A 23546-nucleotide genomic window follows, 5' to 3' on the forward strand; every position below is an offset into this window, starting at 1 on the left:
TTTGGAGAACGCTTATGAAAGCTATGCGTTTTATTCGTGGTGTGCTGTTGCTGATGTGGTTTATGCCGTGGATAGCGCAGGCCGCAGATGCCGATACCTTTACCGCCGGCAGCCGAACTCAGCAGGCCGCCTTGCTTGAACAATGGGCGGTGAATCCAGACGTTCAGCGTATGCCGCTGCTTAGCGCGCTGCGAGATGAGAACCTGCTGACCGATGACGCGAAAAATGCGTTCATCGTGGACGACTCGCACGTACAGCCGTTAGGAGCCGCGGCATCTCCGTCCGGCGAGCTTAAAAAAGTCCGCCTGACTAACCGCCTGCGTAATCTGGTGGCCGGAACGTGGGCCGTTCATCAACTTTTAAGTGACAGTGTCACCATGAGAAAAGGGGCAGCACGTACATTACAACGTGAGGCACAGCCGGGCATGCTGCCGTTTTTGCAGCTACAACTGGCCCGGGAGCCAGATGCTGGCGTGAAATCCGCGCTGGAGATTGCACTGGCAAACCTGCAACTAACCAGCACCTTGCCAGAGGTCAGACGGCAGGCCGTCGAACTTCTCGGGGCGTCAAACGATCCTGAAACCCAGGCGCGCCTGCTGCCATTCACCCGGGCTGAACATGAACCTGATGCGCGCGTTCGTGCGGCCGCTGGCGAAAGCCTGAATTCCATCGCGCATCGCATGAAGGTTGGCGATCTTCTTGGACAGGCATTTATGGGGCTGTCGCTGGGCTCAATTTTGCTGTTGGCGGCACTGGGGCTGGCTATTACCTACGGGCTACTCGGCGTCATTAATATGGCGCATGGCGAGATGTTAATGCTTGGCGCTTACTGTACCTGGATGGTGCAACAGATTATCGGCCAGTTTTTCCCGCAATGGTTGGCCTGGTATCCGGTTATTGCGCTTCCGGTCGCCTTTTTACTTACCGCGGCGGTGGGAATGCTGCTCGAGCGCGGGGTGATTCGCCATTTATACGGACGTCCACTCGAAACACTGCTGGCGACATGGGGGATCAGTCTGATGCTGATCCAGTTGGTGCGTATGACCTTCGGCGCGCAAAACCTTGAAGTCGCCAATCCGGCATGGCTTTCCGGCGGCATTCAGGTTTATGCCAATCTGATTTTGCCGTGGAACCGAATTGTGGTGCTTGGCTTTGCCATGCTGGTGCTGTTCTTCACCTGGCTGTTGTTGAATAAAACGCGTCTCGGGCTGCGCGTGCGTGCAGTGACGCAAAATCGCAATATGGCGGCCTGCTGCGGCGTACCTACCGGACGCGTCGATATGCTGGCTTTTGGTCTTGGTTCAGGGATTGCCGGGTTGGGGGGCGTCGCGCTCTCGCAATTAGGCAACGTAGGACCGGAACTGGGGCAAAGCTACATTATCGATTCGTTTCTGGTGGTGGTGCTGGGCGGTGTTGGGCAACTCGCCGGGAGTGTGGCCGCCGCGTTTGGGCTGGGGATCTTCAACAAAATTCTTGAGCCTCAGGTGGGGGCGGTTCTCGGCAAAATTATGATTCTGGTGCTGATTATTCTGTTTATTCAGAAACGTCCTCAAGGGCTGTTCGCGCTAAAAGGGAGGGTTATTGACTGATGACGATGCCAATGACATTGACGCTGGCGCGTAAAGCGCCGCGGGCGACATGCGTCCTGGGACTGTGCTTACTGCTCGCGTTGATTGTTCTGCCGTTTCTGGCGCTGTTACCTGCGGAACATCCGCTGGCCATATCGGTGTGGACGCTGACGCTGGCCGGAAAAATTCTCTGCTATGCCATTGTGGCGGTCGCGCTGGATCTGGTGTGGGGTTATGCGGGAATGCTTTCGCTGGGCCACGGTATCTTCTTTGCGCTTGGGGGCTATGCGATGGGAATGTACCTGATGCGTCAGGCCTCCGGCGAAGAGTTACCAGCCTTTATGTCGTTCCTGTCGTGGACCGAGCTGCCCTGGTTTTGGTGGGGGACGCAACACTTTATCTGGGCGATGCTGCTGGTTGTGCTGGTGCCGGGCCTGCTGGCCCTGGTATTTGGTTGGTTTGCCTTCCGTTCAAAAATCAAAGGGGTCTATTTTTCCATCATGACCCAGGCCCTGACTTTCGCCGGAATGCTGCTGTTTTTCCGTAACGAAACCGGCTTTGGAGGAAATAACGGTTTTACTGGCTTTACCACCATTCTGGGATTCCCTGTGACCGCGACCTCAACCCGTATTGCGCTGTTTCTGGCGACAGTCCTGCTGCTGGTACTGGCAATATGGCTGGGGATGGCGCTGGCCCGCAGTAAGTTTGGTCGTATTCTGACTGCCGTACGCGACGCCGAGAATCGTCTGATGTTTTGTGGATACGATCCAAAAGGTTTCAAGCTGCTGGTGTGGACGCTTTCCGCCGTGCTGTGCGGTCTGGCGGGTGCGCTGTATGTTCCACAGGTGGGAATCATTAACCCCAGCGAAATGTCGCCGACTAACTCGATTGAAGCGGCGATTTGGGTTGCGCTCGGCGGGCGTGGAACCCTGATCGGCCCGGTTTTTGGCGCCGTACTGGTGAATGGCGCTAAAAGCCTGTTTACCGTCATCATGCCGGAATACTGGCAGCTGTTTCTTGGCCTGATCTTTATCGGCGTTACGCTTTTTTTACCTCGCGGCGTGATTGGCCTGTTTCGCAAGGGAGACAAATAATGCAGCCAGATGAAGGACTTTTCACTCGCCAGATGCCTGGGGATCGGTTTCGCGACCAAACGGACCCCGTGTTACAGCTGGAAAAAATTAACGTAAATTTCGATGGATTTCAGGCGTTAACGGATCTCACGCTCAATATTGGCGTTGGGGAGTTGCGTTGCATCATTGGTCCCAACGGCGCCGGAAAAACGACGCTAATGGATGTCATTACCGGCAAAACCAGGCCGCAAAGCGGTCGTGCGATATACGATCAGTCAACCGACTTAACAACGCTGGATCCCATCGCCATTGCACGTCAGGGGATTGGGCGGAAATTTCAGAAGCCCACGGTATTTGAAGCGTTAACGGTGGAGGAGAACCTGGAGCTGGCGCTGAAAAGCGATAAATCTGTCTGGGGCTCTCTACGGGCGCGCCTAACAGGCGAACAGCGGGATCGTATTGATGAAATACTGGCGCTGTTGCGCCTGGGTAACGAGCGGGCCCGTCGCGCCGGGCTGCTTTCGCACGGGCAGAAACAATTTCTTGAAATTGGCATGCTGCTGGTTCAGGAACCTCATTTACTGCTGCTGGATGAGCCTGCTGCGGGTATGACGGATGCGGAGACGGAATACACGGCGGAGCTGTTTCGCCAGCTTGCCGGGAAGCACTCCCTGATGGTTGTTGAACACGATATGGGATTTGTCGAAACCATCGCCGATCGCGTCACGGTATTACATCAGGGACGTGTACTGGCTCAGGGGAGTCTGCGTGAAGTGCAGGCCAATGAGCAGGTTATTGAAGTTTATCTCGGACGTTAAGGGGTGCAGATGTTGCAGGTGAAAGAACTGAATCAATATTATGGTGGCAGTCATATTCTGCGAGGTGTGAACTTTGACGCGCGTATCGGCGAGGTGACATGTCTGCTGGGGCGTAACGGCGTGGGGAAAACGACGCTTCTGAAGTGCCTGATGGGGCTTATTCCTGCCCGTAGTGGAAGCGTGCTCTGGCAGGAAAAAAATGTCACTCAGTGGAAACCACATCAGCGGGTCAGGGCCGGTGTGGCGTATGTCCCACAGGGGCGCGATATTTTTCCACGTCTGACGGTGGAAGAGAATCTGTTGCTCGGCCTTTCCCGTTTTTCAGCACAGGAGGCCCGATGCGTTCCGGATGATATCTACGCGCTCTTTCCGGTTTTACAGGAGATGAAGCACCGGCGGGGCGGTGATTTGTCCGGTGGGCAACAGCAGCAGCTGGCGATTGGACGGGCGCTGGCAAGTCGCCCGCAGCTGTTGATCCTCGATGAACCCACTGAGGGGATCCAGCCGTCAGTGATTAAAGAGATTGGTCAGGTGATTTCTCAACTGGCGCACCGGGGAGATATGGCCATTTTACTGGTGGAGCAGTTCTATGATTTTGCGCAGCAGTTGGCCGATAAATACCTGATTATGTCGCGCGGCAGTATTATTCAAAGCGGCGACGGCAAAAATATGGAGACCGAGGGCGTCCGGGGACTGGTCGCCATTTGAAATATGCGACAGAGCGGCTCCGGCTCTGTCGCTTTACTCATTAGCAGACCGCTGTCTGTCCCCAGGGTTTGGTGCGCATGCCTTTTATCATTAGCGCCCAGGCAAGGATGATTGCGACCATCAGCGCCACAAACAGCGACCACGGCGGCAATGTAGTTAAAATGACGCCGCTGACTAATGGGTTTACCGCTGCGCCCAGCCAGCCTAACGACTGAGCGGAAAAATAACTGGCTTTCATGCCAACTGGTGCGATGTTGTCGATGAGCATGTATTCACCTGGCGCGTAAATAACTTCACCAATAGTGAAAAAGGCGGCAGATATCCCCCATAACAACAGACTATTACCGGAGAAGGTGAAGCCAACCAGGCCAACCACAAAGAACAGCGTCGCCACCGTCATTAACGGTCGGATATTCGTGGCGGTGAGCCTGCGGCCGAAGGCATATTGCAGTGATACCACAATAGCGGCGTTGACGGGCAGAACCACTGCCACCACCTTCTCGGCAAAATCGCCGTCAGCAACCACCATGACGTATTGTGAAATACAGGACGCAAACGCGCCGCTAACGAATGACGCCAGGAATGCGGATAGCGTAAACCAGCATAATGCTCTGTCGCGTAGTAGTACCGAGGGGGACCAAACCGCGGCGTTTAAACCTTCTGATGCTGCCGGTGAACGTTTTACCCAGGTCTGGATAAACACCAGTGGTAGGGCTGAACAAGCCGCAGCGAGCCAAAACGGCAGGTTAATGCTTTGCATCACCAGCAGCGTGCCCAGCGGTGGGCCAACGGTCCAGCCAATGTTCAGCACGGTATAGTTAAGCGAGAAAATTTTCGTTTTGTTGGTCGCGGAGAGGTTATCGGCAAACCAGGCCTTCAAAACCGTGGCGAAGACGGAGTAGGCGCAGTTGATCAGAGCGAAAAGCAGAACCACCACCACCACGTTATGCACCAGTGGAATAGCAATAAAGCCTGATGCAAAGCCGCAGATAGCCAGCAGCATGTAGCGTTTTTTATCGAACTTGTCGGCCAGAATACCAAAGCCAAGGCTGAACACCACGCCAATGGTCAGAGCGACCGTCATCGCATAACCGATCAGGTCGACGCTCAGGTTGTACTGTCGACTGAGGTAGATAGTCATAAATGGCAGCGTGGCGCCACGGCCAATCGTTAATAACAATGATGATGCGAGTAACGCGAGAGTGGACCTTCTCAAAGAGATATTCATTTTCCTGCCCGACAATGCATGTTGTTATGTTTTTTTAGATATCAAAAACAAATAGCATGCTAAAAGTGTGATGTACACTCAATAAGTTGTCCGAAAACGCCCTGTGTGGCCTACCTGAATTAATGATCTGTTACGGCACAACGATTTCCGTTACTTTAACTTGTTTACAAAAATTTAATATTTGCAGGGGCGGTGGTATGTCGCGTAAAGACGGGTTATTAGCGTTACTGGTCGTTGTGGTTTGGGGGCTGAACTTTGTTGTCATTAAAGTGGGGCTGCACAATATGCCCCCCTTAATGCTGGCAGGACTGCGATTTTTACTGGTGGCGTTTCCGGCGATATTCTTTGTTGCCCGTCCGAAAATACCGCTTTCGCTACTACTCGGTTATGGACTAACCATCAGTTTTGGGCAGTTCGCGTTTCTCTTTAGCGCCATCAAATTCGGTATGCCTGCCGGGTTAGCTTCTCTGGTATTACAGGCTCAGGCATTTTTCACCATCATTCTGGGGGCATTTGCCTTTGGCGAGCGTCTACAGGGTAAACAACTGGTAGGAATTGCGCTGGCGGTCTTTGGCGTGCTGGTGTTGATTGAGGCCAGTCTGAACGGACAGCATGTCGGCATGCTCGGTTTTATGCTGACGCTGGCGGCGGCGCTAAGCTGGGCCTGCGGTAATATCTTTAACAAAAAAATCATGCAGCACCCGTCACGCCCGGCCGTGATGTCGCTGGTGGTATGGAGTGCGTTGATTCCTGTTGTTCCATTCTTCCTGGCCTCATTACTTCTCGATGGACCGGCGCAAATTACCCACAGTCTGGTGGCAATAGATATGACCACCATTCTGTCACTGGTCTATCTGGCGTTTGTGGCGACCATTGTGGGTTACGGTATCTGGGGTTCTTTACTCGGGCGTTATGAGACCTGGCGTGTCGCGCCGTTGTCGCTGTTGGTACCGGTGGTTGGACTGGCGAGCGCGGCCGTGCTGCTGGATGAAACGCTGACCGGATTGCAACTGCTCGGTGCGCTACTGATCATGGCGGGGTTGTATATCAATGTGTTTGGCTTTCGGTTGCGTAAGACTGCGCAGGCGAGAGGATAAAAAAAGCCCCGCAGTGACGGGGCAAAAAAATCACAGGTTGCGCATATTGTAATAAGGCACACCTAATTCGTCGGATTTGTCGCTGCCTGCACCCATATGATTAAAATCGAACGGGGACTGATCGTGCGCTGGCGGCATAATCATCGCGTCGCGACTGTTTTGTGTGGCAGGCTGCGCGGTCTGTTCCGCCATGCTCTGGCCCGAAACAACAAACAGCAGGGCCAGCATTGCATAAGACAGAAGTTTCATGATTTCCTCGGTTACGTCGTTAACTGGCGATTAGCAATTACATTGATTGAGTGGAAGCAAATAGCGCGATTCGCCGTGCATATTCGTCATACGGTATTTATGCGGCGGAACATCAAAATAGTTTTTGAATGTTCGGGTCAGCGTTTGCTGAGACTCAAAGCCGTAACGTTCCGCCAGATAAAGGATCGGCTCGTTACTCTCTTTTAATTTTTGTGCTATTTCAGTCATTTTACGGCTGCGGATGTATTGGCCCAGTGAATGACCGGTTTCTTTTTTAAACATCCGTTGCAGGTGCCATTTGGAGTAACCTGAACGCTCTGACACTTTTTCCAGTGAGAGCGGCGATTCAAGGTTATTTTCGATCCAGTCCAAAATGCTATGAATAGTGATTGTGTCAGTATTGCGTCTGGACATCGTCATACCTCTTTCTGTTTACGGCAGGATTTTCTTAAGCAAATGCTCAAGCGTGGTCACTTCATCCGCCGTTAAGTTTTTTGTTAGTTCCTGGTGTAGGTCTTGCCCTACTAATTGATGACACTGCTCGCAAATTGCTGCGCCATGCTCGGTGAGTTTCACCAGCACGCCCCGCTTGTCATGTGGATTCGGAAGCCTTTCAATCCAGCCTTTACAGGCCAGTCTGTCCAGCATCCGCGTCAGAGCGCCGAGATCGACAGACAGCACTTTTTTCAATTCGACAGGGGTGATGCACACCGCGCAACGGATGGAGCAAAGCACCTTGAACTGCGATGCCGTGATATCCAGCGGTGACAGATAGTCGTTTAGCAAACGATCTTTTTTCTGATTAACCATGTAGATCAAACGACCCAGTGGGATGATTTCGTTAAACAGATCACTGGTGCTTTTCACAATGGTTGCCCTGGCAAGTAGTTAGTCACGGCTGATATTATTGCTTAGGCAAATATAAGTCAAATGAATGAGTCGGCAAATGCCACGTTTTGCTAAAGCATCAGGCCGAACACCTGGCGAGTGTAAATTTAACGGTTTGATAATTATGGTTTATACCTGCAGATGAAAAATGAATCCTCACAGCGCGAAAATGGCTTATCTCCCGGATTTCACCGTATACTTGCCGTTGACGATTAACGCACAGGAAAGATGACATTATGATGGACTTGTTTAAAGCAATAGGGCTGGGGCTGGTAGTCCTGTTACCGTTGGCAAACCCGTTAACCACCGTGGCGTTGTTCCTTGGCCTTGCCGGCAACATGAACAGCGCAGAGCGTAACCGTCAGTCACTCATGGCGTCCGTTTACGTGTTCGCTATCATGATGGTGGCTTACTACGCCGGACAACTGGTGATGAACACCTTTGGGATTTCGATTCCCGGGCTACGTATTGCGGGTGGGTTAATCGTTGCGTTTATCGGCTTTCGGATGTTGTTTCCACAGCAGAAGGCGCATGATTCTCCGGAAGCGAGAAGCAAATCAGAAGAACTGGAAGACGAACCGACGGCCAATATTGCATTTGTTCCGCTGGCCATGCCAAGCACCGCCGGTCCGGGTACGATTGCAATGATCATCAGTTCGGCGTCAACCGTACGTCATGGTTCCGAGTTTCCAGACTGGGTGATCATGGTCGCGCCGCCGATTATTTTTGCGGCAGTCGGGGTGATCCTGTGGGGCAGTTTGCGCAGTTCCGGTGGGATTATGCGCCTGGTCGGTAAAGGCGGGATTGAGGCGATTTCCCGTCTGATGGGCTTCCTGCTGGTATGTATGGGCGTGCAGTTTATTATTAACGGCGTGCTGGAAATCATTAAAACTTACGCTTAAAACAACGCGCCCGGCATGGCCTGCCGGGCACGGTTTTTTTTACGAATGTTGAGGCTGTTCTTCCAGTGATACTGGCCATTTACGGAAGATAATTATCGACCAGATCAACGCCAAAACGGCAGGCAATGCGCCGACATAACCAATCGTAGACATTGACCAGTGCAGACTCACCTGATTTCCTACCAGCGCGCCAGCCCCTATACCGATATTAAAAATGCCTGAGAACAGGGCCATTGCGACGTCGGTGGCATCCGGGGCCAGCGCCAGCACTTTGACCTGCATACCCAGACCTATCAACATAATGGCGATGCCCCAGAATATACTCAGGACGGCCAGATGCAGTTCGCTGTTTGCGGCGGGAAGTAACAGCACCAGGCACACCGTCAGCAGGGCAATGGCGCTGCTAATCAGTACGGATGCATGTTGATTACCCAGCTTGCCAAAAATGACGCTACCGACAATTCCCGCCCCCCCCAGAACCAGCAGTAGCACGGTTGCAAAGTTTGCGCTCAGCCCGGCGACGGTCTGCACAAACGGTTCGATATAGCTGTAGGCCGTGTAATGCGCGGTGACCACAATCACTGTCAGCAGATACAGGCTCATTAACGCCGGACGATGAAATAACACGGGCAGGCTTTTCAATGAACCAGAATGCTCGCTGGGTAATTTGGGCAGGAGCTTAATCAGGCAAAGCAGGGTAACTAACGCCCCCATACCGATGGCGAAGAAGGTGGTGCGCCAGCCAAAATACTGGCCAACGATCCGCCCGATAGGCAGACCAAGCACCATCGCCAGCGCGGTGCCGGTCGCAATCAGACTGAGCGCCTGCGCGCGTTTCCCGGCAGGAGCCAGGCGAATCGCCAGCGAGGCGGTGATCGACCAGAAAATGGCGTGCGCAAAAGCAATACCAATACGGCTAATTACCAGCACGGTAAAATTCCATGCCAGGAAAGAGAGTACGTGGCTGGCGATAAACACCACAAACAAGCAGATCAGAAGTTTACGGCGTTCTACCTGGCTGGTAAGCAGCATGAAAGGCAGCGACATCAGAGCCACAACCCAGGCGTAGATCGTCAGCATGATCCCGACCTGCGCGGTCTGCATATTAAAACTTTGTGCGATGTCGGACAGCAAACCGACAGGGACAAACTCAGTGGTATTGAAAATAAAACCGGCAATGGCAAGCGTAACTACCCGTAGCCACGCGACCTTGCGGGAAACAGTGTCTGTTGTCATATCAAATAGGTGGATTAGCTGCGAAAAGGTAAGGTCACGATCTTAAAACGTTTGCTGGCGAAAATACAATCATTTCGTGATTTATATCACATTATTCTGCTGAATGTTTGGCGGTTTTTCGGGGAACCGGTCAGTACGATGACTGACCGGGAAACAGAGCAAAGTGATTGCAGGTGTTAATGCTGTCGTGCCTGGTTCATGCACAATGCGTCATACTCGCTGTCAACGATGGGTTCGACTTTGCCCATTAAAAACAGGTAATTCAAAATACCCAGTACGACGAGTGCCGCGGAAAATACAAGGGCCCACGTAAATGAACCCGTGGCAGCGACGATTGCACCTGTAATAATCGGGCCGACTGCACCGCCCATGTTTGAGACGGTATTCTGTAACCCGGCAACAATCGACACGCTGTTTTTGGGGGCAACATCGCCTGGTAATGCCCAGACCTGTGAGGCCGCGACGGTAGTTCCTGATTTAGCTACACACAGTAAAAAGACAGTCATGAAAACGGAGTCAGTAAAGGGGGCAAAACCAATACATAAAGCCATCAATAAACCAATAGTCAGGAATAATTTTCTTGTAGCGGTGAGCGATAATATCCGTTTATGTACCATGCGATCCGACGCCCAACCTGCGAACACTTCAATCACCATTCCGCAAAGCAATGGAAGGGCCGCGACCATACCCATTTTGATAAAATCCATACCTTTGTCTTTTACCAGATAGGTCGGCAACCAGGTAATAAAGAAATACGAAGTGTAATTGATGGTGAAAAAACCGATACACATTGCCCAGATATTGCGATAGCGTAGCAACTTATACCATCGCATGGGTAATACAGATTTATCACCATGTTTCTGTTTTTGCCCCTCGCGAATATGTTTCACTTCCGCCGGGCTGATTTTTTTGTGATCTTCCGGGTTTTCGGTATAAATAAAATACCACGCAATGACCCATAAAATTCCCACGCTACCAATAATAAGAAACGTTAATCGCCAGTCGAATTGATAAATCATCCAGACGATCAGCGGCATGGCAACGGCTCCGCCGAATTTTGAGGCACTGTCAAACAACCCGGAAACAGTTGCTCGCTCTCTGTCAGGGAACCATCGTGCGGCGATCCCCGCATTGCTTGGGTAGGCAGCGGCTTCACCCACGCCCAAAGCCAGTCTGAGTGCCAGCAGCGACTTAAAACCAGTGGCCAGCCCCATCATTGATGTGGCTATTGACCACCACGCTACGGCAATGCCCAGACCTTTTTTCTGGCCGAAGCGATCGGCGAACCAGCCTGCAGGTATTTGCAATAAGGAGTATGACCAAAAGAATGCTGCCATTATAAACCCCATCATTTCGGGATCGAGCTTAAGCTCATCAATAAGATGCGGAGCAGCAGCTGATAATACCGTTCGGTCAATATAGTTAATTGCAATAGCAAGCCACATTAATCCCGCAATCCACCAGCGAATTCGGGATTTTTCAGCTAAATTATTCATATATTTGGCCCATGGTAGATGTTTATTGTTTTAGTATGAAGGGTACATTTTCACCGTTCTTTTAGAGTGAGTTCATAATGTTTTGCGGCTTATGTTGATGTATGACGCACGCAATAATATTGTGTACGCATTGCTCTCCAATATTGCTCACCGCACCTTCGGTATATCCTGCGATGTGCGCCGTCGGAATAAAGTTTTCAAGGGCAAACAAAGGATGTGAATTGCAGGGCTCCTGTATAAAGACATCGGCTGCAGCTCCTTTAATAACGCCCTGAGTCAGCGCCTGGAACAGATCCTCTTCATTAACGACACCACCGCGTGAAACATTGATTAAATAGCTGCTTTTCTTCATTTTCTGCATGCGGGCCAAATCAAAGAGATTTTTTGTTTCAGGGGTTAGCGGTGTATGGAGGGTAATAAAATCACTGTTTTCTGTTAAAGCATCTAATGAGACATACTCAACGCAATTTGCTTTGGCGAATGACTCATCCTGCCAGGCATCGTGTGCCAGTATGCGCATGTTGAAACCGCGGGCACGTAGCGCGACCTGTTTACCTATGTTGCCCAGCCCAATGATACCTATGGTTTTGCCATAGACATCAGAGGCGAAAATACGTGGCCAATTTCCGGCGCGAGTTTGCTCAATTGCACCGGGTAATTGTCGAGCACAGTTAAGGATCAATGAAAAAGCAAAATCGGCGACGGCATGTTTGTTGGCATCCGGCACATTGGTAACGTAAATGCCTTTTTCCCGGGTGGCATCCAGGTCGATGTTATCGACACCGACGCCATGCTTACAGACGATTTTCAGCTGAGGGGCCGCTGCCAGCAATTCAGCATTAACCTCTGTGAAGGCAACGATCATCGCCACCGTGTCTGCAAGGTATGGTTCGAGTTCTTTTCGTCCGATATCTGCGGGAAGCATGATTAATTTAAGACCCGCATCCTGCAGTTGCTCGATTGGCTGCCGATCGTATTTGGCAAATGACGGAGAAGTACAGATGACGTTCATAATACAATCCTGTTAGTTAAGCGGCGTTACCGCCGCTGTAAAAGAGGTTATTGCAGATAGTTATTGATAATCTGTTGGATCAGATTTTCCTGTTGTGCGTTAAACGTGACAGCGTAACGACTTGCGCCAACCTCATGCCCCATGATTTGCAACGCTTTTTTGACTGCAGCGGGCGAGAAGGCAACTTTATAGAGATCGGTTCGCAAGCCCGTGACGCTTTCCTGTGCCTCATGCGATCCGGCAATATCACCGGCCTTGAATCGCGCCCAGATAGCATTAATTTCTTTTGGCGCCACGTTTGCCAGACCAGAAATACAGGCAGAACAACCGTCAACGAATCCCTGGTGAATCAGCGAATCCGGCCCATTCAACACATCAAAACCTTCAATATCTTTGACGGCGTCAAGGAATCCACCGAGGCTTTCATAGCTACCGGCGCTGTCTTTGATGCCAATGATGTTGGGATGCGCCGCCAGCACTCTTGCGGTTGCCGGTTCAATGGTGTTACCCGTACGTGCCGGGATGTTATAGAGAAATACCGGCACCGATAGCGCATCGGCAATCGCGGTATAGTGGGCGATCAGTTCCTGCTGCTTGAGCGGAACAAAATATGGGGTAATCACCGATACGGCATCGACGCCCAGTTTTTCTATTTGTTTACCCAGACGAATGGTTTCACGGGTTGAGATTTCACCAATATGCGCCACCACATTTGCCCGTCCAGCAACTTCCTCAACGCAGGTACGGGTCACCGCTTTTTTTTCTTCCTCGTTAAGTACAAAAAACTCGCCATTGGTGCCGCCGCAGAAAATACCGTTTCCAGCGTTTAGCTGGCGATTAACCTGGTTTTTGAGTTCGGTGAGGTTTAATGCCCCTTCGTTATCGAAAGGGGTGACGATTGCCGTCAGTACGCCACAGATTTTTTTACTCATGATTCACTCCTTTGGTAATCAGTTCTGGAAAAAGTGTTTGATAAATAGCCTTAACATCGTCATGGCTCACCTGACAGGGCGCGTTGTTCATAAGACGTTTTACGTTAAGCGCGGCATCGGCCAGCGCGGAAAGGTCAGTGGAGGGCACGCCAAGCGTTGCCAGGTTGTCGGGCAGGTTGAGCCGTTTCACGAGCGCGGAGAAGTACTCCACCAGCGCGAAAGATTTTTCTTCAGCGCTGAGTGTGCGATCGGCGTCAGGTAGCAGATCCCAGACCTGGGCAAATTTGTTGACCGCGTGAGGGCGAACCACCTTCATGCAGGGTGCTAACAGAATCGCGTTAGCGACACCATGTGGGAGATGGTATCGCCCCCCCAGCGGATAAGAGAGCGCATGAACCAGATGTGTACCGGCGTGATTAATCGCTACACCGCCATAGTATGACGCCCACAGCATTTCCAGTTTAGCCAGCAAATTGTTCGGTTCATTAACCGAGGTTTCGATGTTTTTCAATAATTTCTGTAAACCGATGAGCGCAGCGTTGTCGCTGATTGGGTTGGCGATAGTTGCTGTAAAGCACTCAATCAGATGACAGAGCGCGTCAATGCCGGTGGATGAGGCGATGTGCGCTGGCATGCTGGTGGTGAGTTCCGGTAGCAAGGCGACATAATCCGGCAGCAGCACCGGGGAGATGATACCCACCTTGGTGTTTTGTTCGGGGATGGCCAGTATCGCGTTTGGAGTGGCTTCTGAACCCGTGCCTGCTGTGGCGGGGATTAGCACGGAGGTCACACGTTGTTGCGGTTTTTCACCTGCCAGCATGGCGTCAAGCGTCGGGGACTCAGGGTGACATAAGACGGAGAGCAGTTTCGCCACATCCAGTACGCTACCGCCGCCAATGCCTATCACCATTTCCACATTGAGGTCAGCCACGCGTTTGACGAGTTTGCTGACGTCATGATGTCCCGGCTCGGCGGGTACGTTATCAATCAGTGTCACCTGACGGCCATCATTAGCCAGCAGGGTACGGATCTGCGCTACTGCATCCAGTCGAACAATATTTGCATCAGTTACCAGCAGTAACTGGCGTTTACCGCTCAGTAATGGCTCCAGAGCGGGGATGGCATGCGAACCGCTGATCACGGTGCTATTAATTGTTGCCACAACATTCTCCTGTTGTTTGAGTGATTGAATTCGCTCACTGTGATTCAGGAACGATGACATCATGGGCTAAATTTATAATTTATCTCGGAACTGAATAACTTGAGCTTGCTCACACTTAATCAATTGTGATTGAATATAATCATTAACAACACATAACGACCCGGAGCATGGATGAGTAAACAAGTAGCTAGACCGCAAATCCTGGTTATCGCCGATGACTTTACCGGGGGGAACGATGCGGGGGTCAGCCTTGCGCTGACGGGAATGACGGTGAATGTCGCCTTCACGTTACCCTCCACCGAGGAGACCGACGTACTGGTCGTTAACAGTGATAGTCGTGCGTTTGATGCACCGCAGGCATCTTCCCGCGTGAGAGCTTTAGCGCTTGCCTGTCATGCAGACTCGCGGGCGCTGTGGCTAAAGAAAATGGATTCCACATTACGTGGCAACCCAGGGGCCGAAGTTGAGGCGTTAATGCAGGTCACCGGTAAAAATCTGGCCATTGTTGCGCCAGCGTTTCCCCTGGCCGGTCGGACGACTGAAGAAGGTCTTTGCCTTATCAACGGTGTCCCGGTTACCCAAACCGAATTTGCCAGTGACCCGAAAACCCCGGTAGCTAGCGCTGATATTTGTGCGGTACTTCAGGCACAAACCACCATCACATGCCGGGCTATGTCACTGAGTGACTATTTGCAACGCCTGACAGAACCTGCCGCTGATATGCCGCAAATTTGGGTGGTTGATGCGCAGAGTAATGCCGATCTCGATGCCATTGTTGTTGAAGCAATGGAGCGAAATGATACGCCGCTTTTGGTGGGGTCAGCAGGAATCTGTGACGCACTGGCTCGCCATATCCAGACGGCATCTTCCCGGCGTTTACTGGCGATTGTGGGCTCAATGAGTGAAATTGCTCAACGCCAGATTGCTGTTGTGCGCAGAAACCCGCAGGTAGAGACGGTATTCATTGATATCGAAGATATGTTGAAGGGGGCTGTGACGGGGTACGTCGCCCGCATTATTGGCGTTCTGGCATCCGGTAAACACTGCATTGTTCACACTTGTCCTGATACTGATGCGCGGCACCATATTCCGCATCTTTGCGCCCGCTGGCAGGTAAGTCGCGCTCAGTTGGGCGAAAAAATCTGCCAGTTCCTTGGGCAACTTACCCGACAGGTTGCTGATGATATCTCACCCGCTGCGCTGTATCTCTCTGGCGGCGATGTTGCTATGGCGGTTGCTGAAGCGCTCGGAGCAACAGGATTTCGTATCAGCGACCGTGTGGCCCAGTGCGTGCCGTATGGTCATTTTGTTGGTGGATACTGGCAGCGCCCGGTTATGACAAAAGCAGGGGGATTTGGTGACGAAACGACCTTGCGTCAGGTTTTGAATTATGTTGAGGAGAAAATGAGTGAATAACACTATTGCGGTAACCATGGGCGATCCGGCGGGTATTGGACCGGAGATCATTCTTAAATCACTGGCGGAGGGAGAGCTTTCTGGCGCGCCGGTCATTGTTGTTGGATGCGTGCAGACGCTGCGACGGATCCAGTCATTGAATATAACACCACCAGCGGAACTTCGGGTGATTGAAAGTGTAGCCCAGGCGCAATTCGCCGCAGGTGTAATCAATGTCATTGATGAATCGCTTGCCGATCCAGATTCTCTCCAGCCCGGTGTAGTGCAAGCACAGGCCGGGGATCTGGCATATCGCTGTATCAAGCGTGCCACGATGTTGGCGCTGAATGGCGAAGTTAAAGCGATAGCCACTGCGCCTCTGAATAAAGAAGCATTACATCTGGCGGGTCATCATTATCCTGGGCATACCGAACTGCTGGCGCAACTGACCAACAGTAAAGATTATGCAATGGTGCTGTATACCGACCAGCTCAAAGTCATCCATGTCACCACCCATATTGCGCTACGAAAATTCCTGGATACGCTCAGCGAACAGCGGGTGAAAACTGTTATTCAGGTAGCACATGATTTCCTGCGTCGCGTTGGGTATGAAAATCCGCGTATTGCGGTGGCAGGGGTGAATCCACATGCTGGAGAAAATGGTCTTTTTGGCGATGAAGAAATCAAAATAGTTGGACCCGCAATCCAGACTATGCAGGCGCTGGGACTAAATGTCACCGGGCCGTGCCCACCGGATACGGTATTTATGCAGTGCCACGAAGGAATGTACGACATGGTGGTAGCGATGTATCACGATCAGGGGCATATTCCGCTAAAATTGCTTGGATTCTATGATGGGGTGAATATCACCGCCGGGTTACCGTTTATTCGCACCTCTGCAGACCACGGTACGGCGTTTGATATTGCCTGGACAGGTAAAGCCAAGTCTGAGAGCATGGCGGTGTCCATCCAGTTAGCAATGCAAATCACGCGGGATTAAAATGAAGGGATATAATCGGTTAGAACAGATTATGGATTATCTGAAAGGGCATAATCTGGCGACGGTAGAACAGTTGGTTGCCGTGACGGGCGCCTCTCCGGCGACTATTCGTCGCGATCTGATTAAACTCGATCAGGAAGGCGTGATCAGCCGTACCCATGGTGGTGTGACGCTTAACCGATTTATCCCATCGCAGCCTACTACGCATGAGAAAATGCAACGCAGCCTGCAAGAAAAACAAGCGATCGCCAGCGCGGCAGCAAGCCTGGTGAAGGCAGGGGATTCTATTGTTCTGGATGCAGGTACGACAATGATTGAACTGGCTCGTCAGCTCACCCATCTGCCGCTGCGGGTCATCACCAGCGATCTGCACATCGCACTTTTTTTCTCCGAGTTTAAACAAATTGAAGTGACGATCATTGGCGGGCGGATTGATGACTCCAGCCAGTCATGCATCGGCGAGCATGGGCGTAAACTGTTGCAGAGCGTCTGGCCGGATATCGCGTTTTTAAGCTGTAACGGTTGGGATCTGGCGCGTGGGATCACCGCGCCGACGGAAGAGAAGGCCGGGGTAAAACGTGACCTGATTGCCAACGCCAGTCGCCGGGTACTGCTGGCAGACAGTTCAAAATATGGCGCGTGGTCATTGTTTAATGTTACCCATTTGAATGCGCTGACGGATATTGTGACCGATGCCCGGCTCAATGAGGGCGTGCGCGAGCAACTAGAACAGTTACCCTGCCAACTGACGATTGCCAGTTAATCCCTATTCTGCGACAACTGGGGGTTCAAGACCTCAATAAACGCTTCCAGTTGCCTCGTCATTGCGCCTCTGCGCCAGACCAGCCACGTATTCAGCCAGCGCCAGTTTTCGCTTAGCGCCCAGGCGTTGACCTGATGATGCCCAGGCATGCTCTCCAGCATCGAGCGCGGGATCAGCGCGATACCCGCGCCGGCAATAACGCAGGCCAGCATTCCGTGATACGACTCCATTTCATGAATGGTGCCGGGCATTGCGCGATCGGCATGAAACCAGCTTTCAAAATGGCGGCGATAGGAACAGTTGGCGCGAAAGGCGTAAATACTACAACCGTTAACATCACTGGCCCGCTGGATGGGAGGGTGACCGTGCGGCGTGACAATCATCATCTCTTCACGGTAGACCGGCATTCCTTCAAGGCCAGGATGGGTAATCGGACCGTCAACAAAGGCGGCGTTCAGCGTCCCCTCGAGCACACCATCCAGCATCGTGCCCGAAGGGCCTGTCGCCAGCGCAAACTGAATTTTGGGGTAACGCTGGTTATATTCCGCCAGCGTGGCGGGGATTCGCACAGCGGCAGTACTTTCCAGCGAGCCAAGAGAGAACAACCCCTGAGGCTCATCCCCGGCAACGACCATTCTCGCTTCCTCAACCAGTGCGAGGATCCGCTGGCTATAGCGCAAAAAGTTGTGCCCGGATGGGGAAAGCCGCAGACGCTGGTTTTCACGAATAAACAGATCGACGCCAAGGTCGGCTTCAAGCTGGCGAATGCGGGTGGTGAGATTAGATGGCACGCGATGCACCTTTGCGGCCGCCTGCGTAATACTGCCGGTCTCTGCGACGGCATTGAACATTTCCAGTTGCGTCAGATCCATGTTGTTCTCTATTCGTGAATGGTATGGTTAATATTATTCATTTTTCAGAAAGAGTAAATATGCGCATGATATAACCATACCCTGCGATAAAGAGAGGCAACTATGACTATCACAGCAGCAACACATGCGATTTCTGTTAATCCTGCTAATGGAGAAAGGCTGGCAGCGATGCCATGGGCGAGCGCTGAAGAGATTGCACATGCGCTGAACCTTGCCGCGAAAGGCTACAGCGAATGGAAACATACTTCCGTTGAACGCCGTGCGCAAACGCTGCGTGATATCGGGCAGGCTCTGCGTCATCGTGCGGAAGCGATGGCGCAATGTATTTCCCGTGAAATGGGCAAACCCATCAAGCAGGCACGGGGTGAAGTTGCCAAATCGGCCGCATTGTGCGACTGGTACGCCGAACATGGCCCGGCGATGCTCAATCCGGAACCTACGCTGGTGGAAAACAATCAGGCGGTGATTGAGTATCGCCCCGTAGGAACCATTCTGGCGATCATGCCGTGGAACTTCCCACTCTGGCAGGTACTGCGTGGCGCTATTCCGATTCTGCTGGCCGGAAATGGCTACCTGTTAAAGCATGCACCGAATGTAACAGGCTGTGCTGCGATTATCGCCCAGGTTTTTGCTGATGCAGGCGTTCCCGCCGGGGTTTACGGTTGGGTGAATGCCGACAACGCTGGGGTAAGTCAGATGATCAATGACCCGCGTATTGCGGCGGTAACGGTGACGGGCAGTGTTCGTGCCGGTGCGGCGATTGGCGCTCAGGCAGGGGCGGCGTTGAAGAAATGTGTGCTTGAGCTGGGTGGTTCCGATCCGTTTATTGTCCTTAATGATGCTGATCTTGACCTGGCCGTTAAGGCGGCAGTTGCCGGGCGTTACCAGAACACTGGGCAGGTGTGTGCGGCAGCCAAGCGTTTCATTATTGAAGAAGGTATTGCGGCAGAATTTACGGCTCGTTTTGTCGCGGCCGCGAGCGCGCTCAAAATGGGCGATCCGCTGAACGAAGAAAACGATCTGGGTCCGATGGCGCGATTTGATCTGCGTGATGAGCTTCATCAGCAGGTTGAAGCCTCCCTTGCTGAAGGAGCGCGATTACTTCTCGGCGGGGAAAAAATTGCAGGCCACGGCAATTACTATGCTGTGACGGTACTGGGTGATGTCACTCCAGAGATGACGGCTTTTCGTCAGGAGCTGTTTGGTCCGGTTGCAGCGATTACCGTGGCAAAGAATGCGGAACATGCCTTAGCACTGGCGAATGACAGTGATTTCGGTTTATCCGCCACGGTGTTCACCGCAGATGAAGCGCTGGCGCAGAATATGGCGTCACGCCTGGAATGTGGAGGCGTATTCATCAATGGCTTCAGTGCCAGCGATGCTCGCGTTGCATTTGGCGGCGTGAAGAAAAGTGGTTTTGGCCGCGAGCTCTCTCACTTTGGCCTGCATGAGTTCTGTAACGTGCAGACCGTCTGGAAAAACCGCCTCTGATGGTGTGGGTGCCTCCATCGGGGGCACCTGTCTTATTTCTGCAATTTTTCTGTCATTTACTCTCCGTATATTCGCGTCTAACGCTTTGATACAGAAGAGTAATATGAACATAACGCAAATTTTTCAACGACTGATCCCCCGTCAGTTTGGTTTGTTAACCGGTATTTTCTGCATAATTGCACTGTTCTCTGTATTGCAGGTCGCGTCCTCTTTGATGCTCTCGGCCTCTGTCAGCGACGCGCAGCATAATGAAGGTCGTAATCAGCTCGCGCTAATACAGCAGGCGAAGATCGATGAAGCGCGGGTGGCATTATTGTCTGCCAGCGATCTGCTTAACCGGGCTGGAGTTTATTTTATGCAGGATGCCGCCACCGGCTCTGATGGAAGTTGGCGGCCATTAATGGAGGAGGCTCATCGGGCGCTGACACAGTCAAAAACCGCATGGGATGCATGGAGTCATTTAAAACCGCAGCCGGATCCAGAACTCACGGAGAGCTATCAGCGCTTTTATAGCGGCATTCAGGAACAGGCGGACGGGCTGATGCAGTCCGGTTCGATTGACGCTTTTTTTGCCGTGCCCGTACAGGCGTTTCAGTCAGATTTTAACGACAACTACGCCCGCTTTCAGCAGGAAAGTGGGCGACATGCGGAAGTTGGGCGTCAGCAATTGTTGACCAGTCTTGAGCGTTTACAGCATCTGTTTTTGTTTATTCCTCTGGTGCTGGTGGTTATCGCTGTGCTGGTCTGGCGCAGTATGTCTCGTTGGGTGATAACACCGCTGCGACGGCTGATCGATCATATCGATATTTTAGCGGCAGGCGATCTTTCCCGACCAGCTCCGCAGGTGAGTCAGTTCAATCGGGAAGTGATGCAATTAAGTTTGCGAATTGCTGCAATGCAGCAGGGACTCTGCGCGCTGGTACAGCAGGTGAATGACGCCACAACCGCAATGGTGGGGAACATCAGCGAACTTGCGCAAAATAATAAGCAGTTGTATCAGCAATCGGCGAAGCAAAGTGAAGAGTTGAGTACCGTGACTTCGCATATTGGTTTTCTTGAAACGCATGTTGAGGATAACAGTGGCTTTGCTCAACTGGCGAATCAGCGTGCTGTGCAGGCCCGTGATATTGCGGCGGGCGGAGACCGAATGATGGCGACGGTAAATGCGTCAATGCAGGCGATTGTGACGCGCTCGTCTGAAATGCGCGGAATTATAACGCTAATCGACAACATCGCGTTTCAGACAAACATCCTCGCACTGAACGCGGCAATCGAGGCTGCACATGCTGGGGAACAAGGGCGCGGGTTTGCAGTGGTCGCCAAAGAAGTTGGACTTCTGGCGCGAAAAAGCGGTCAGTCGACGCAGAATATTCAGGCGCTCATTCAACACTCTTTACAGGGCATTGAAGAGGGCTTTCATGCCGTAAACGGGCTGGATGAGAATCTACAGCAGGTTATTTCGCTGGTGGAAAACCTCGGCGCATTGCTGAACGATATTTCGGCGGCAACGTTAAATCAGGGGGACAGTATTCACCAGTTGACTCGTAAGCTTCATGTTCTGAACGGAGAGGCCCGGCAAACCAGCGATCTGGTGAATGCCGCATCCAATTCTTCCTTGCAGCTACATCATGAATCTCACCAGCTTATGCAGGCAGTGGCCAGATTCCGCCTTCCGGCCTGACGCTGCGTATTCAGCTCTGTTATACTCGCAGGCCTTTCATACCTGCGAGCAAGGAGCATGTTGTGGCCAGGGCCATGGACAATTCAATTTTAGAGACCATTGTGCAGCAGGTTCGTCCGCTGATTGGTCAAGGTAAAGTCGCTGATTACATTCCTGCATTAGCTTCCGTGGACGGTTCAAAACTGGGTATTGCCATTTGCACCGTCGATGGACAGCATTATCAGGCGGGGGATGCGCAAGAGCGCTTTTCTATTCAGTCAATTTCAAAGGTGCTCAGTCTGGTCGTGGCGATGCGTCATTATCAGGAGGATGAGATCTGGCAACGTGTCGGCAAAGATCCATCCGGTCATCCTTTTAATTCCCTGGTACAGCTGGAAATGGAACAGGGGATCCCGCGTAATCCCTTCATCAATGCCGGGGCGCTGGTGGTTTGCGACATGCTGCAAGGGCGACTGAGCGCACCGCGTCAACGGATGCTGGAAGTGGTTAGGGCGTTAAGCGGCGTATCGGATATCGCCTATGATTCGACAGTGGCGCGTTCTGAGTTTGAGCACTCGGCGCGTAACGCGGCTATCGCCTGGCTGATGAAATCATTTGGCAATTTCCATCATGATGTGACCACCGTTTTACAAAATTACTTTCACTATTGTGCGTTGAAAATGAGCTGTGTAGAACTGGCGCGTACGTTCGTCTTTCTGGCGAATCAGGGACACGCCTTTCATCTTGCGGAGCCCGTGGTTACGCCCATGCAGGCCAGGCAGATCAACGCGTTGATGGCTACCAGTGGCATGTATCAGAACGCAGGGGAATTTGCCTGGCGAGTAGGTTTACCGGCGAAATCTGGCGTTGGCGGCGGTATCGTGGCTATCGTTCCCCACGAGATGGCAATTGCCGTCTGGAGTCCGGAACTGGATCCTGCGGGAAATTCGCTGGCGGGTATCGCCGTGCTGGAGCAATTAACACAACAACTGGGGCGCTCGGTTTACTGATGAATACGCTCGATCCTCTTTTTGCCAGGCTGGCGAAATCAACGTTTCGCTCGCGGTTTCGTCTTGGTCAGAAAGAAAGACAGTATTGTCTGGATAAAGGTGCGCCGGTTATCGAGCAACACGCTGCGGATTTTATTGCCAAACGGCTGGCTCCGGCGTTACCGGTCAATGATGGTAAGCAGACGCCCATGCGTGGGCATCCGGTCTTTATCGCTCAACATGCTACGGCCACCTGTTGTCGGGGCTGTCTGGCGAAATGGCATGATATTCCTCAGGGTGTCGCGCTTAACGATGAGCAGCAACGTTACGTTGTCACGGTTATTTATCACTGGTTAGTGCTTCAAATGAATAAGCCATAGATAACATAATCCTATGATATGTCTCCTTGTGTTGTGCTTTTGTTAAAAGCAGTATAAAGAGGTCAATCTAAGGAGAAAAAATGGCTATCTGCAAACCCTGCTTTGTGATGAGTACGGCACAGATTCTGTCGAGAATCGACGAGCTCAGCGACATCCTTGAAACATGCGTCAATGACGGCGCCTCTGTTAGCTTTATGCTGCCTTTTACGAGTGAAAAGTCACGACCTTTCTGGATGAGCGTCGCGCAAAGTGTCGACCGTGGAGAAAGGATTGTTCTGGGGGCGCAGGACGCACAGGGGGTTCTTGTTGGTACCGTCCAGCTCATTATCGATCAACCCGAAAACCAACCCCATCGTGCAGATGTCGCCAAACTACTGGTTCACACCTCTGCGCGACGGGGCGGTGTGGCTCGGGAATTGATGAACGGACTCGAACGTTGCGCGCATCAACAAGGTAAGACGCTGCTGGTGCTTGATACGGCCACGGGCAGTTCCGCTGAGTTGTTCTACCACAATTGCGGATGGCAAAAAGTTGGGATGATACCCGACTATGCCAAAATGCCCGACGGGACGCTGACCGGGACCACACTTTTCTATAAAACGCTCTAATTTGTTATCGGGAATTGAT

General features: G+C 52.1%; 24 protein-coding genes. 14 read left to right on the plus strand and 10 right to left on the minus strand.

Annotation, left to right across the window (positions count from 1 at the left end; genetic code table 11):
• The first annotated feature begins 14 nt into the window (after nucleotides 1-14).
• The 4 genes from urtB to urtE are packed head-to-tail and all read left to right on the plus strand — an operon-like array spanning nucleotide 15 to nucleotide 4167.
• Nucleotides 15-1589 (plus strand): urea ABC transporter permease subunit UrtB, encoded by a 1575-nt coding sequence (gene urtB, locus OGV77_RS15535; protein ID WP_087050567.1) that lies wholly within the window; start codon nucleotides 15-17, stop codon nucleotides 1587-1589.
• Nucleotides 1589-2662, plus strand: a complete 1074-nt coding sequence (gene urtC, locus OGV77_RS15540) for an urea ABC transporter permease subunit UrtC (protein ID WP_087050566.1) — start codon at nucleotides 1589-1591, stop codon at nucleotides 2660-2662. The genes urtB and urtC overlap by 1 nt, the downstream gene beginning before the upstream one ends.
• The gene (gene urtD / locus OGV77_RS15545; RefSeq protein ID WP_043016359.1) at nucleotides 2662-3459 is read left to right on the plus strand and encodes an urea ABC transporter ATP-binding protein UrtD; all 798 of its coding nucleotides are present in this window, start codon (nucleotides 2662-2664) and stop codon (nucleotides 3457-3459) included. The genes urtC and urtD overlap by 1 nt, the downstream gene beginning before the upstream one ends.
• A 9-nt stretch (nucleotides 3460-3468) precedes the next feature.
• Nucleotides 3469-4167 (plus strand): urea ABC transporter ATP-binding subunit UrtE, encoded by a 699-nt coding sequence (gene urtE / locus OGV77_RS15550; RefSeq protein ID WP_043016358.1) that lies wholly within the window; start codon nucleotides 3469-3471, stop codon nucleotides 4165-4167.
• Between the two features lie 40 nt (nucleotides 4168-4207).
• Here urtE and ydeE read toward each other — a convergent pair whose 3' ends face one another.
• Nucleotides 4208-5395, minus strand: coding sequence for an efflux MFS transporter YdeE (ydeE, locus tag OGV77_RS15555; protein WP_087050565.1), 1188 nt, complete (start codon nucleotides 5393-5395; stop codon nucleotides 4208-4210).
• Between the two features lie 197 nt (nucleotides 5396-5592).
• Between ydeE and eamA the strand changes: the two genes are divergently transcribed.
• Nucleotides 5593-6492: an O-acetylserine/cysteine exporter gene (eamA, locus tag OGV77_RS15560; protein ID WP_087050564.1), complete on the plus strand. Its 900-nt coding sequence runs from the start codon at nucleotides 5593-5595 to the stop codon at nucleotides 6490-6492.
• 30 nt (nucleotides 6493-6522) lie between these two features.
• On the opposite strand, the gene marB is transcribed toward eamA, so the two are convergent.
• From marB to marR, 3 genes are read right to left on the minus strand one after another with little or no spacing between them, the layout of a single operon-like run.
• Nucleotides 6523-6741: a multiple antibiotic resistance protein MarB gene (marB, locus tag OGV77_RS15565; RefSeq protein ID WP_003832934.1), complete on the minus strand. Its 219-nt coding sequence runs from the start codon at nucleotides 6739-6741 to the stop codon at nucleotides 6523-6525.
• 30 nt (nucleotides 6742-6771) lie between these two features.
• A complete protein-coding gene (gene marA / locus OGV77_RS15570; RefSeq protein ID WP_003032424.1) occupies nucleotides 6772-7155 on the minus strand; it encodes an MDR efflux pump AcrAB transcriptional activator MarA in 384 nt (127 codons plus the stop codon).
• An 18-nt stretch (nucleotides 7156-7173) separates the two neighbouring features.
• Nucleotides 7174-7608 carry a multiple antibiotic resistance transcriptional regulator MarR gene (marR, locus tag OGV77_RS15575; RefSeq protein ID WP_016156485.1) on the minus strand — a complete coding sequence of 145 codons (435 nt, stop codon included), beginning with the start codon at nucleotides 7606-7608 and terminating at the stop codon, nucleotides 7174-7176.
• 257 nt (nucleotides 7609-7865) lie between these two features.
• Here marR and OGV77_RS15580 point away from each other — a divergent pair, with 257 nt between their 5' ends.
• On the plus strand, nucleotides 7866-8531 hold the full coding sequence (locus OGV77_RS15580) for a MarC family NAAT transporter (RefSeq protein WP_043016355.1): 666 nt from the start codon (nucleotides 7866-7868) through the stop codon (nucleotides 8529-8531).
• Between the two features lie 39 nt (nucleotides 8532-8570).
• Here the strand turns inward: OGV77_RS15580 and OGV77_RS15585 are convergent, their stop codons facing one another.
• The 5 genes from OGV77_RS15585 to OGV77_RS15605 all read right to left on the minus strand — a co-directional run bounded on the left by OGV77_RS15585 (nucleotide 8571) and on the right by OGV77_RS15605 (nucleotide 14369).
• The gene (locus OGV77_RS15585) at nucleotides 8571-9767 is read right to left on the minus strand and encodes a sugar transporter (RefSeq protein ID WP_087050563.1); all 1197 of its coding nucleotides are present in this window, start codon (nucleotides 9765-9767) and stop codon (nucleotides 8571-8573) included.
• Between the two features lie 176 nt (nucleotides 9768-9943).
• Nucleotides 9944-11263, minus strand: a complete 1320-nt coding sequence (locus OGV77_RS15590; RefSeq protein WP_043016353.1) for an MFS transporter — start codon at nucleotides 11261-11263, stop codon at nucleotides 9944-9946.
• A 61-nt stretch (nucleotides 11264-11324) separates the two neighbouring features.
• A complete protein-coding gene (locus OGV77_RS15595; RefSeq protein ID WP_043016352.1) occupies nucleotides 11325-12275 on the minus strand; it encodes a phosphoglycerate dehydrogenase in 951 nt (316 codons plus the stop codon).
• 47 nt (nucleotides 12276-12322) lie between these two features.
• Complete coding sequence (locus tag OGV77_RS15600; RefSeq protein ID WP_080625174.1) at nucleotides 12323-13207, minus strand: dihydrodipicolinate synthase family protein; 885 nt, start codon at nucleotides 13205-13207, stop codon at nucleotides 12323-12325.
• A complete protein-coding gene (locus OGV77_RS15605; protein WP_043016350.1) occupies nucleotides 13200-14369 on the minus strand; it encodes an iron-containing alcohol dehydrogenase in 1170 nt (389 codons plus the stop codon). The genes OGV77_RS15600 and OGV77_RS15605 overlap by 8 nt, the downstream gene beginning before the upstream one ends.
• Nucleotides 14370-14540: 171 nt before the next feature.
• Between OGV77_RS15605 and dtnK the strand changes: the two genes are divergently transcribed.
• Genes dtnK through OGV77_RS15620 form a run of 3 tightly spaced genes read left to right on the plus strand, consistent with a single transcriptional unit; the run spans nucleotide 14541 to nucleotide 17527 of the window.
• Nucleotides 14541-15785: a D-threonate kinase gene (gene dtnK, locus OGV77_RS15610; RefSeq protein ID WP_087050562.1), complete on the plus strand. Its 1245-nt coding sequence runs from the start codon at nucleotides 14541-14543 to the stop codon at nucleotides 15783-15785.
• Nucleotides 15778-16764, plus strand: coding sequence for a D-threonate 4-phosphate dehydrogenase (locus tag OGV77_RS15615; protein WP_075146158.1), 987 nt, complete (start codon nucleotides 15778-15780; stop codon nucleotides 16762-16764). Before dtnK ends, OGV77_RS15615 begins: the two co-directional genes overlap by 8 nt.
• Before the next feature lies 1 nt (nucleotide 16765).
• Complete coding sequence (locus OGV77_RS15620) at nucleotides 16766-17527, plus strand: DeoR/GlpR family DNA-binding transcription regulator (protein ID WP_043016347.1); 762 nt, start codon at nucleotides 16766-16768, stop codon at nucleotides 17525-17527.
• Here OGV77_RS15620 and ptrR read toward each other — a convergent pair.
• Nucleotides 17524-18399, minus strand: a complete 876-nt coding sequence (gene ptrR / locus OGV77_RS15625; protein ID WP_043016346.1) for a putrescine utilization regulator PtrR — start codon at nucleotides 18397-18399, stop codon at nucleotides 17524-17526. The two genes, OGV77_RS15620 and ptrR, sit on opposite strands and share 4 nt — an antisense overlap.
• A gap of 102 nt (nucleotides 18400-18501) precedes the next feature.
• Between ptrR and sad the strand changes: the two genes are divergently transcribed.
• The 5 genes from sad to OGV77_RS15650 all read left to right on the plus strand — a co-directional run bounded on the left by sad (nucleotide 18502) and on the right by OGV77_RS15650 (nucleotide 23527).
• Complete coding sequence (sad, locus tag OGV77_RS15630) at nucleotides 18502-19890, plus strand: succinate-semialdehyde dehydrogenase (protein ID WP_075146159.1); 1389 nt, start codon at nucleotides 18502-18504, stop codon at nucleotides 19888-19890.
• A 103-nt stretch (nucleotides 19891-19993) separates the two neighbouring features.
• Nucleotides 19994-21571, plus strand: a complete 1578-nt coding sequence (locus OGV77_RS15635) for a methyl-accepting chemotaxis protein (protein ID WP_043016344.1) — start codon at nucleotides 19994-19996, stop codon at nucleotides 21569-21571.
• A 62-nt stretch (nucleotides 21572-21633) separates the two neighbouring features.
• Entirely contained in the window at nucleotides 21634-22560 is a 927-nt protein-coding gene (glsB, locus tag OGV77_RS15640) for a glutaminase B (protein WP_043016343.1), read from the plus strand.
• Complete coding sequence (locus OGV77_RS15645) at nucleotides 22560-22919, plus strand: DUF4186 domain-containing protein (RefSeq protein WP_043016342.1); 360 nt, start codon at nucleotides 22560-22562, stop codon at nucleotides 22917-22919. The genes glsB and OGV77_RS15645 overlap by 1 nt, the downstream gene beginning before the upstream one ends.
• An 80-nt stretch (nucleotides 22920-22999) precedes the next feature.
• The gene (locus OGV77_RS15650; protein ID WP_087050560.1) at nucleotides 23000-23527 is read left to right on the plus strand and encodes a GNAT family N-acetyltransferase; all 528 of its coding nucleotides are present in this window, start codon (nucleotides 23000-23002) and stop codon (nucleotides 23525-23527) included.
• Nucleotides 23528-23546 lie beyond the last annotated feature (19 nt).

It is taken from the genome of Citrobacter sp. Ce129 (assembly GCF_030334545.1).
GTDB classification, from domain to species: domain Bacteria; phylum Pseudomonadota; class Gammaproteobacteria; order Enterobacterales; family Enterobacteriaceae; genus Citrobacter; species Citrobacter europaeus.

Excerpts from the sequence above, each read along its gene's own strand:
- urtB (WP_087050567.1), top strand. The coding sequence starts at position 15 with ATGAAAGCTATGCGTTTTATTCGTGGTGTGCTGTTGCTGATGTGGTTT.
- urtC (WP_087050566.1), top strand. The coding sequence starts at position 1,589 with ATGACGATGCCAATGACATTGACGCTGGCGCGTAAAGCGCCGCGGGCG.
- urtD (WP_043016359.1), top strand. The coding sequence starts at position 2,662 with ATGCAGCCAGATGAAGGACTTTTCACTCGCCAGATGCCTGGGGATCGG.
- urtE (WP_043016358.1), top strand. The coding sequence starts at position 3,469 with ATGTTGCAGGTGAAAGAACTGAATCAATATTATGGTGGCAGTCATATT.
- ydeE (WP_087050565.1), bottom strand. The coding sequence starts at position 5,395 with ATGAATATCTCTTTGAGAAGGTCCACTCTCGCGTTACTCGCATCATCA.
- eamA (WP_087050564.1), top strand. The coding sequence starts at position 5,593 with ATGTCGCGTAAAGACGGGTTATTAGCGTTACTGGTCGTTGTGGTTTGG.
- marB (WP_003832934.1), bottom strand. The coding sequence starts at position 6,741 with ATGAAACTTCTGTCTTATGCAATGCTGGCCCTGCTGTTTGTTGTTTCG.
- marA (WP_003032424.1), bottom strand. The coding sequence starts at position 7,155 with ATGTCCAGACGCAATACTGACACAATCACTATTCATAGCATTTTGGAC.
- OGV77_RS15580 (WP_043016355.1), top strand. The coding sequence starts at position 7,866 with ATGATGGACTTGTTTAAAGCAATAGGGCTGGGGCTGGTAGTCCTGTTA.
- OGV77_RS15585 (WP_087050563.1), bottom strand. The coding sequence starts at position 9,767 with ATGACAACAGACACTGTTTCCCGCAAGGTCGCGTGGCTACGGGTAGTT.
- OGV77_RS15590 (WP_043016353.1), bottom strand. The coding sequence starts at position 11,263 with ATGAATAATTTAGCTGAAAAATCCCGAATTCGCTGGTGGATTGCGGGA.
- OGV77_RS15595 (WP_043016352.1), bottom strand. The coding sequence starts at position 12,275 with ATGAACGTCATCTGTACTTCTCCGTCATTTGCCAAATACGATCGGCAG.
- OGV77_RS15600 (WP_080625174.1), bottom strand. The coding sequence starts at position 13,207 with ATGAGTAAAAAAATCTGTGGCGTACTGACGGCAATCGTCACCCCTTTC.
- dtnK (WP_087050562.1), top strand. The coding sequence starts at position 14,541 with ATGAGTAAACAAGTAGCTAGACCGCAAATCCTGGTTATCGCCGATGAC.
- OGV77_RS15620 (WP_043016347.1), top strand. The coding sequence starts at position 16,766 with ATGAAGGGATATAATCGGTTAGAACAGATTATGGATTATCTGAAAGGG.
- ptrR (WP_043016346.1), bottom strand. The coding sequence starts at position 18,399 with ATGGATCTGACGCAACTGGAAATGTTCAATGCCGTCGCAGAGACCGGC.
- sad (WP_075146159.1), top strand. The coding sequence starts at position 18,502 with ATGACTATCACAGCAGCAACACATGCGATTTCTGTTAATCCTGCTAAT.
- OGV77_RS15635 (WP_043016344.1), top strand. The coding sequence starts at position 19,994 with ATGAACATAACGCAAATTTTTCAACGACTGATCCCCCGTCAGTTTGGT.
- OGV77_RS15645 (WP_043016342.1), top strand. The coding sequence starts at position 22,560 with ATGAATACGCTCGATCCTCTTTTTGCCAGGCTGGCGAAATCAACGTTT.
- OGV77_RS15650 (WP_087050560.1), top strand. The coding sequence starts at position 23,000 with ATGGCTATCTGCAAACCCTGCTTTGTGATGAGTACGGCACAGATTCTG.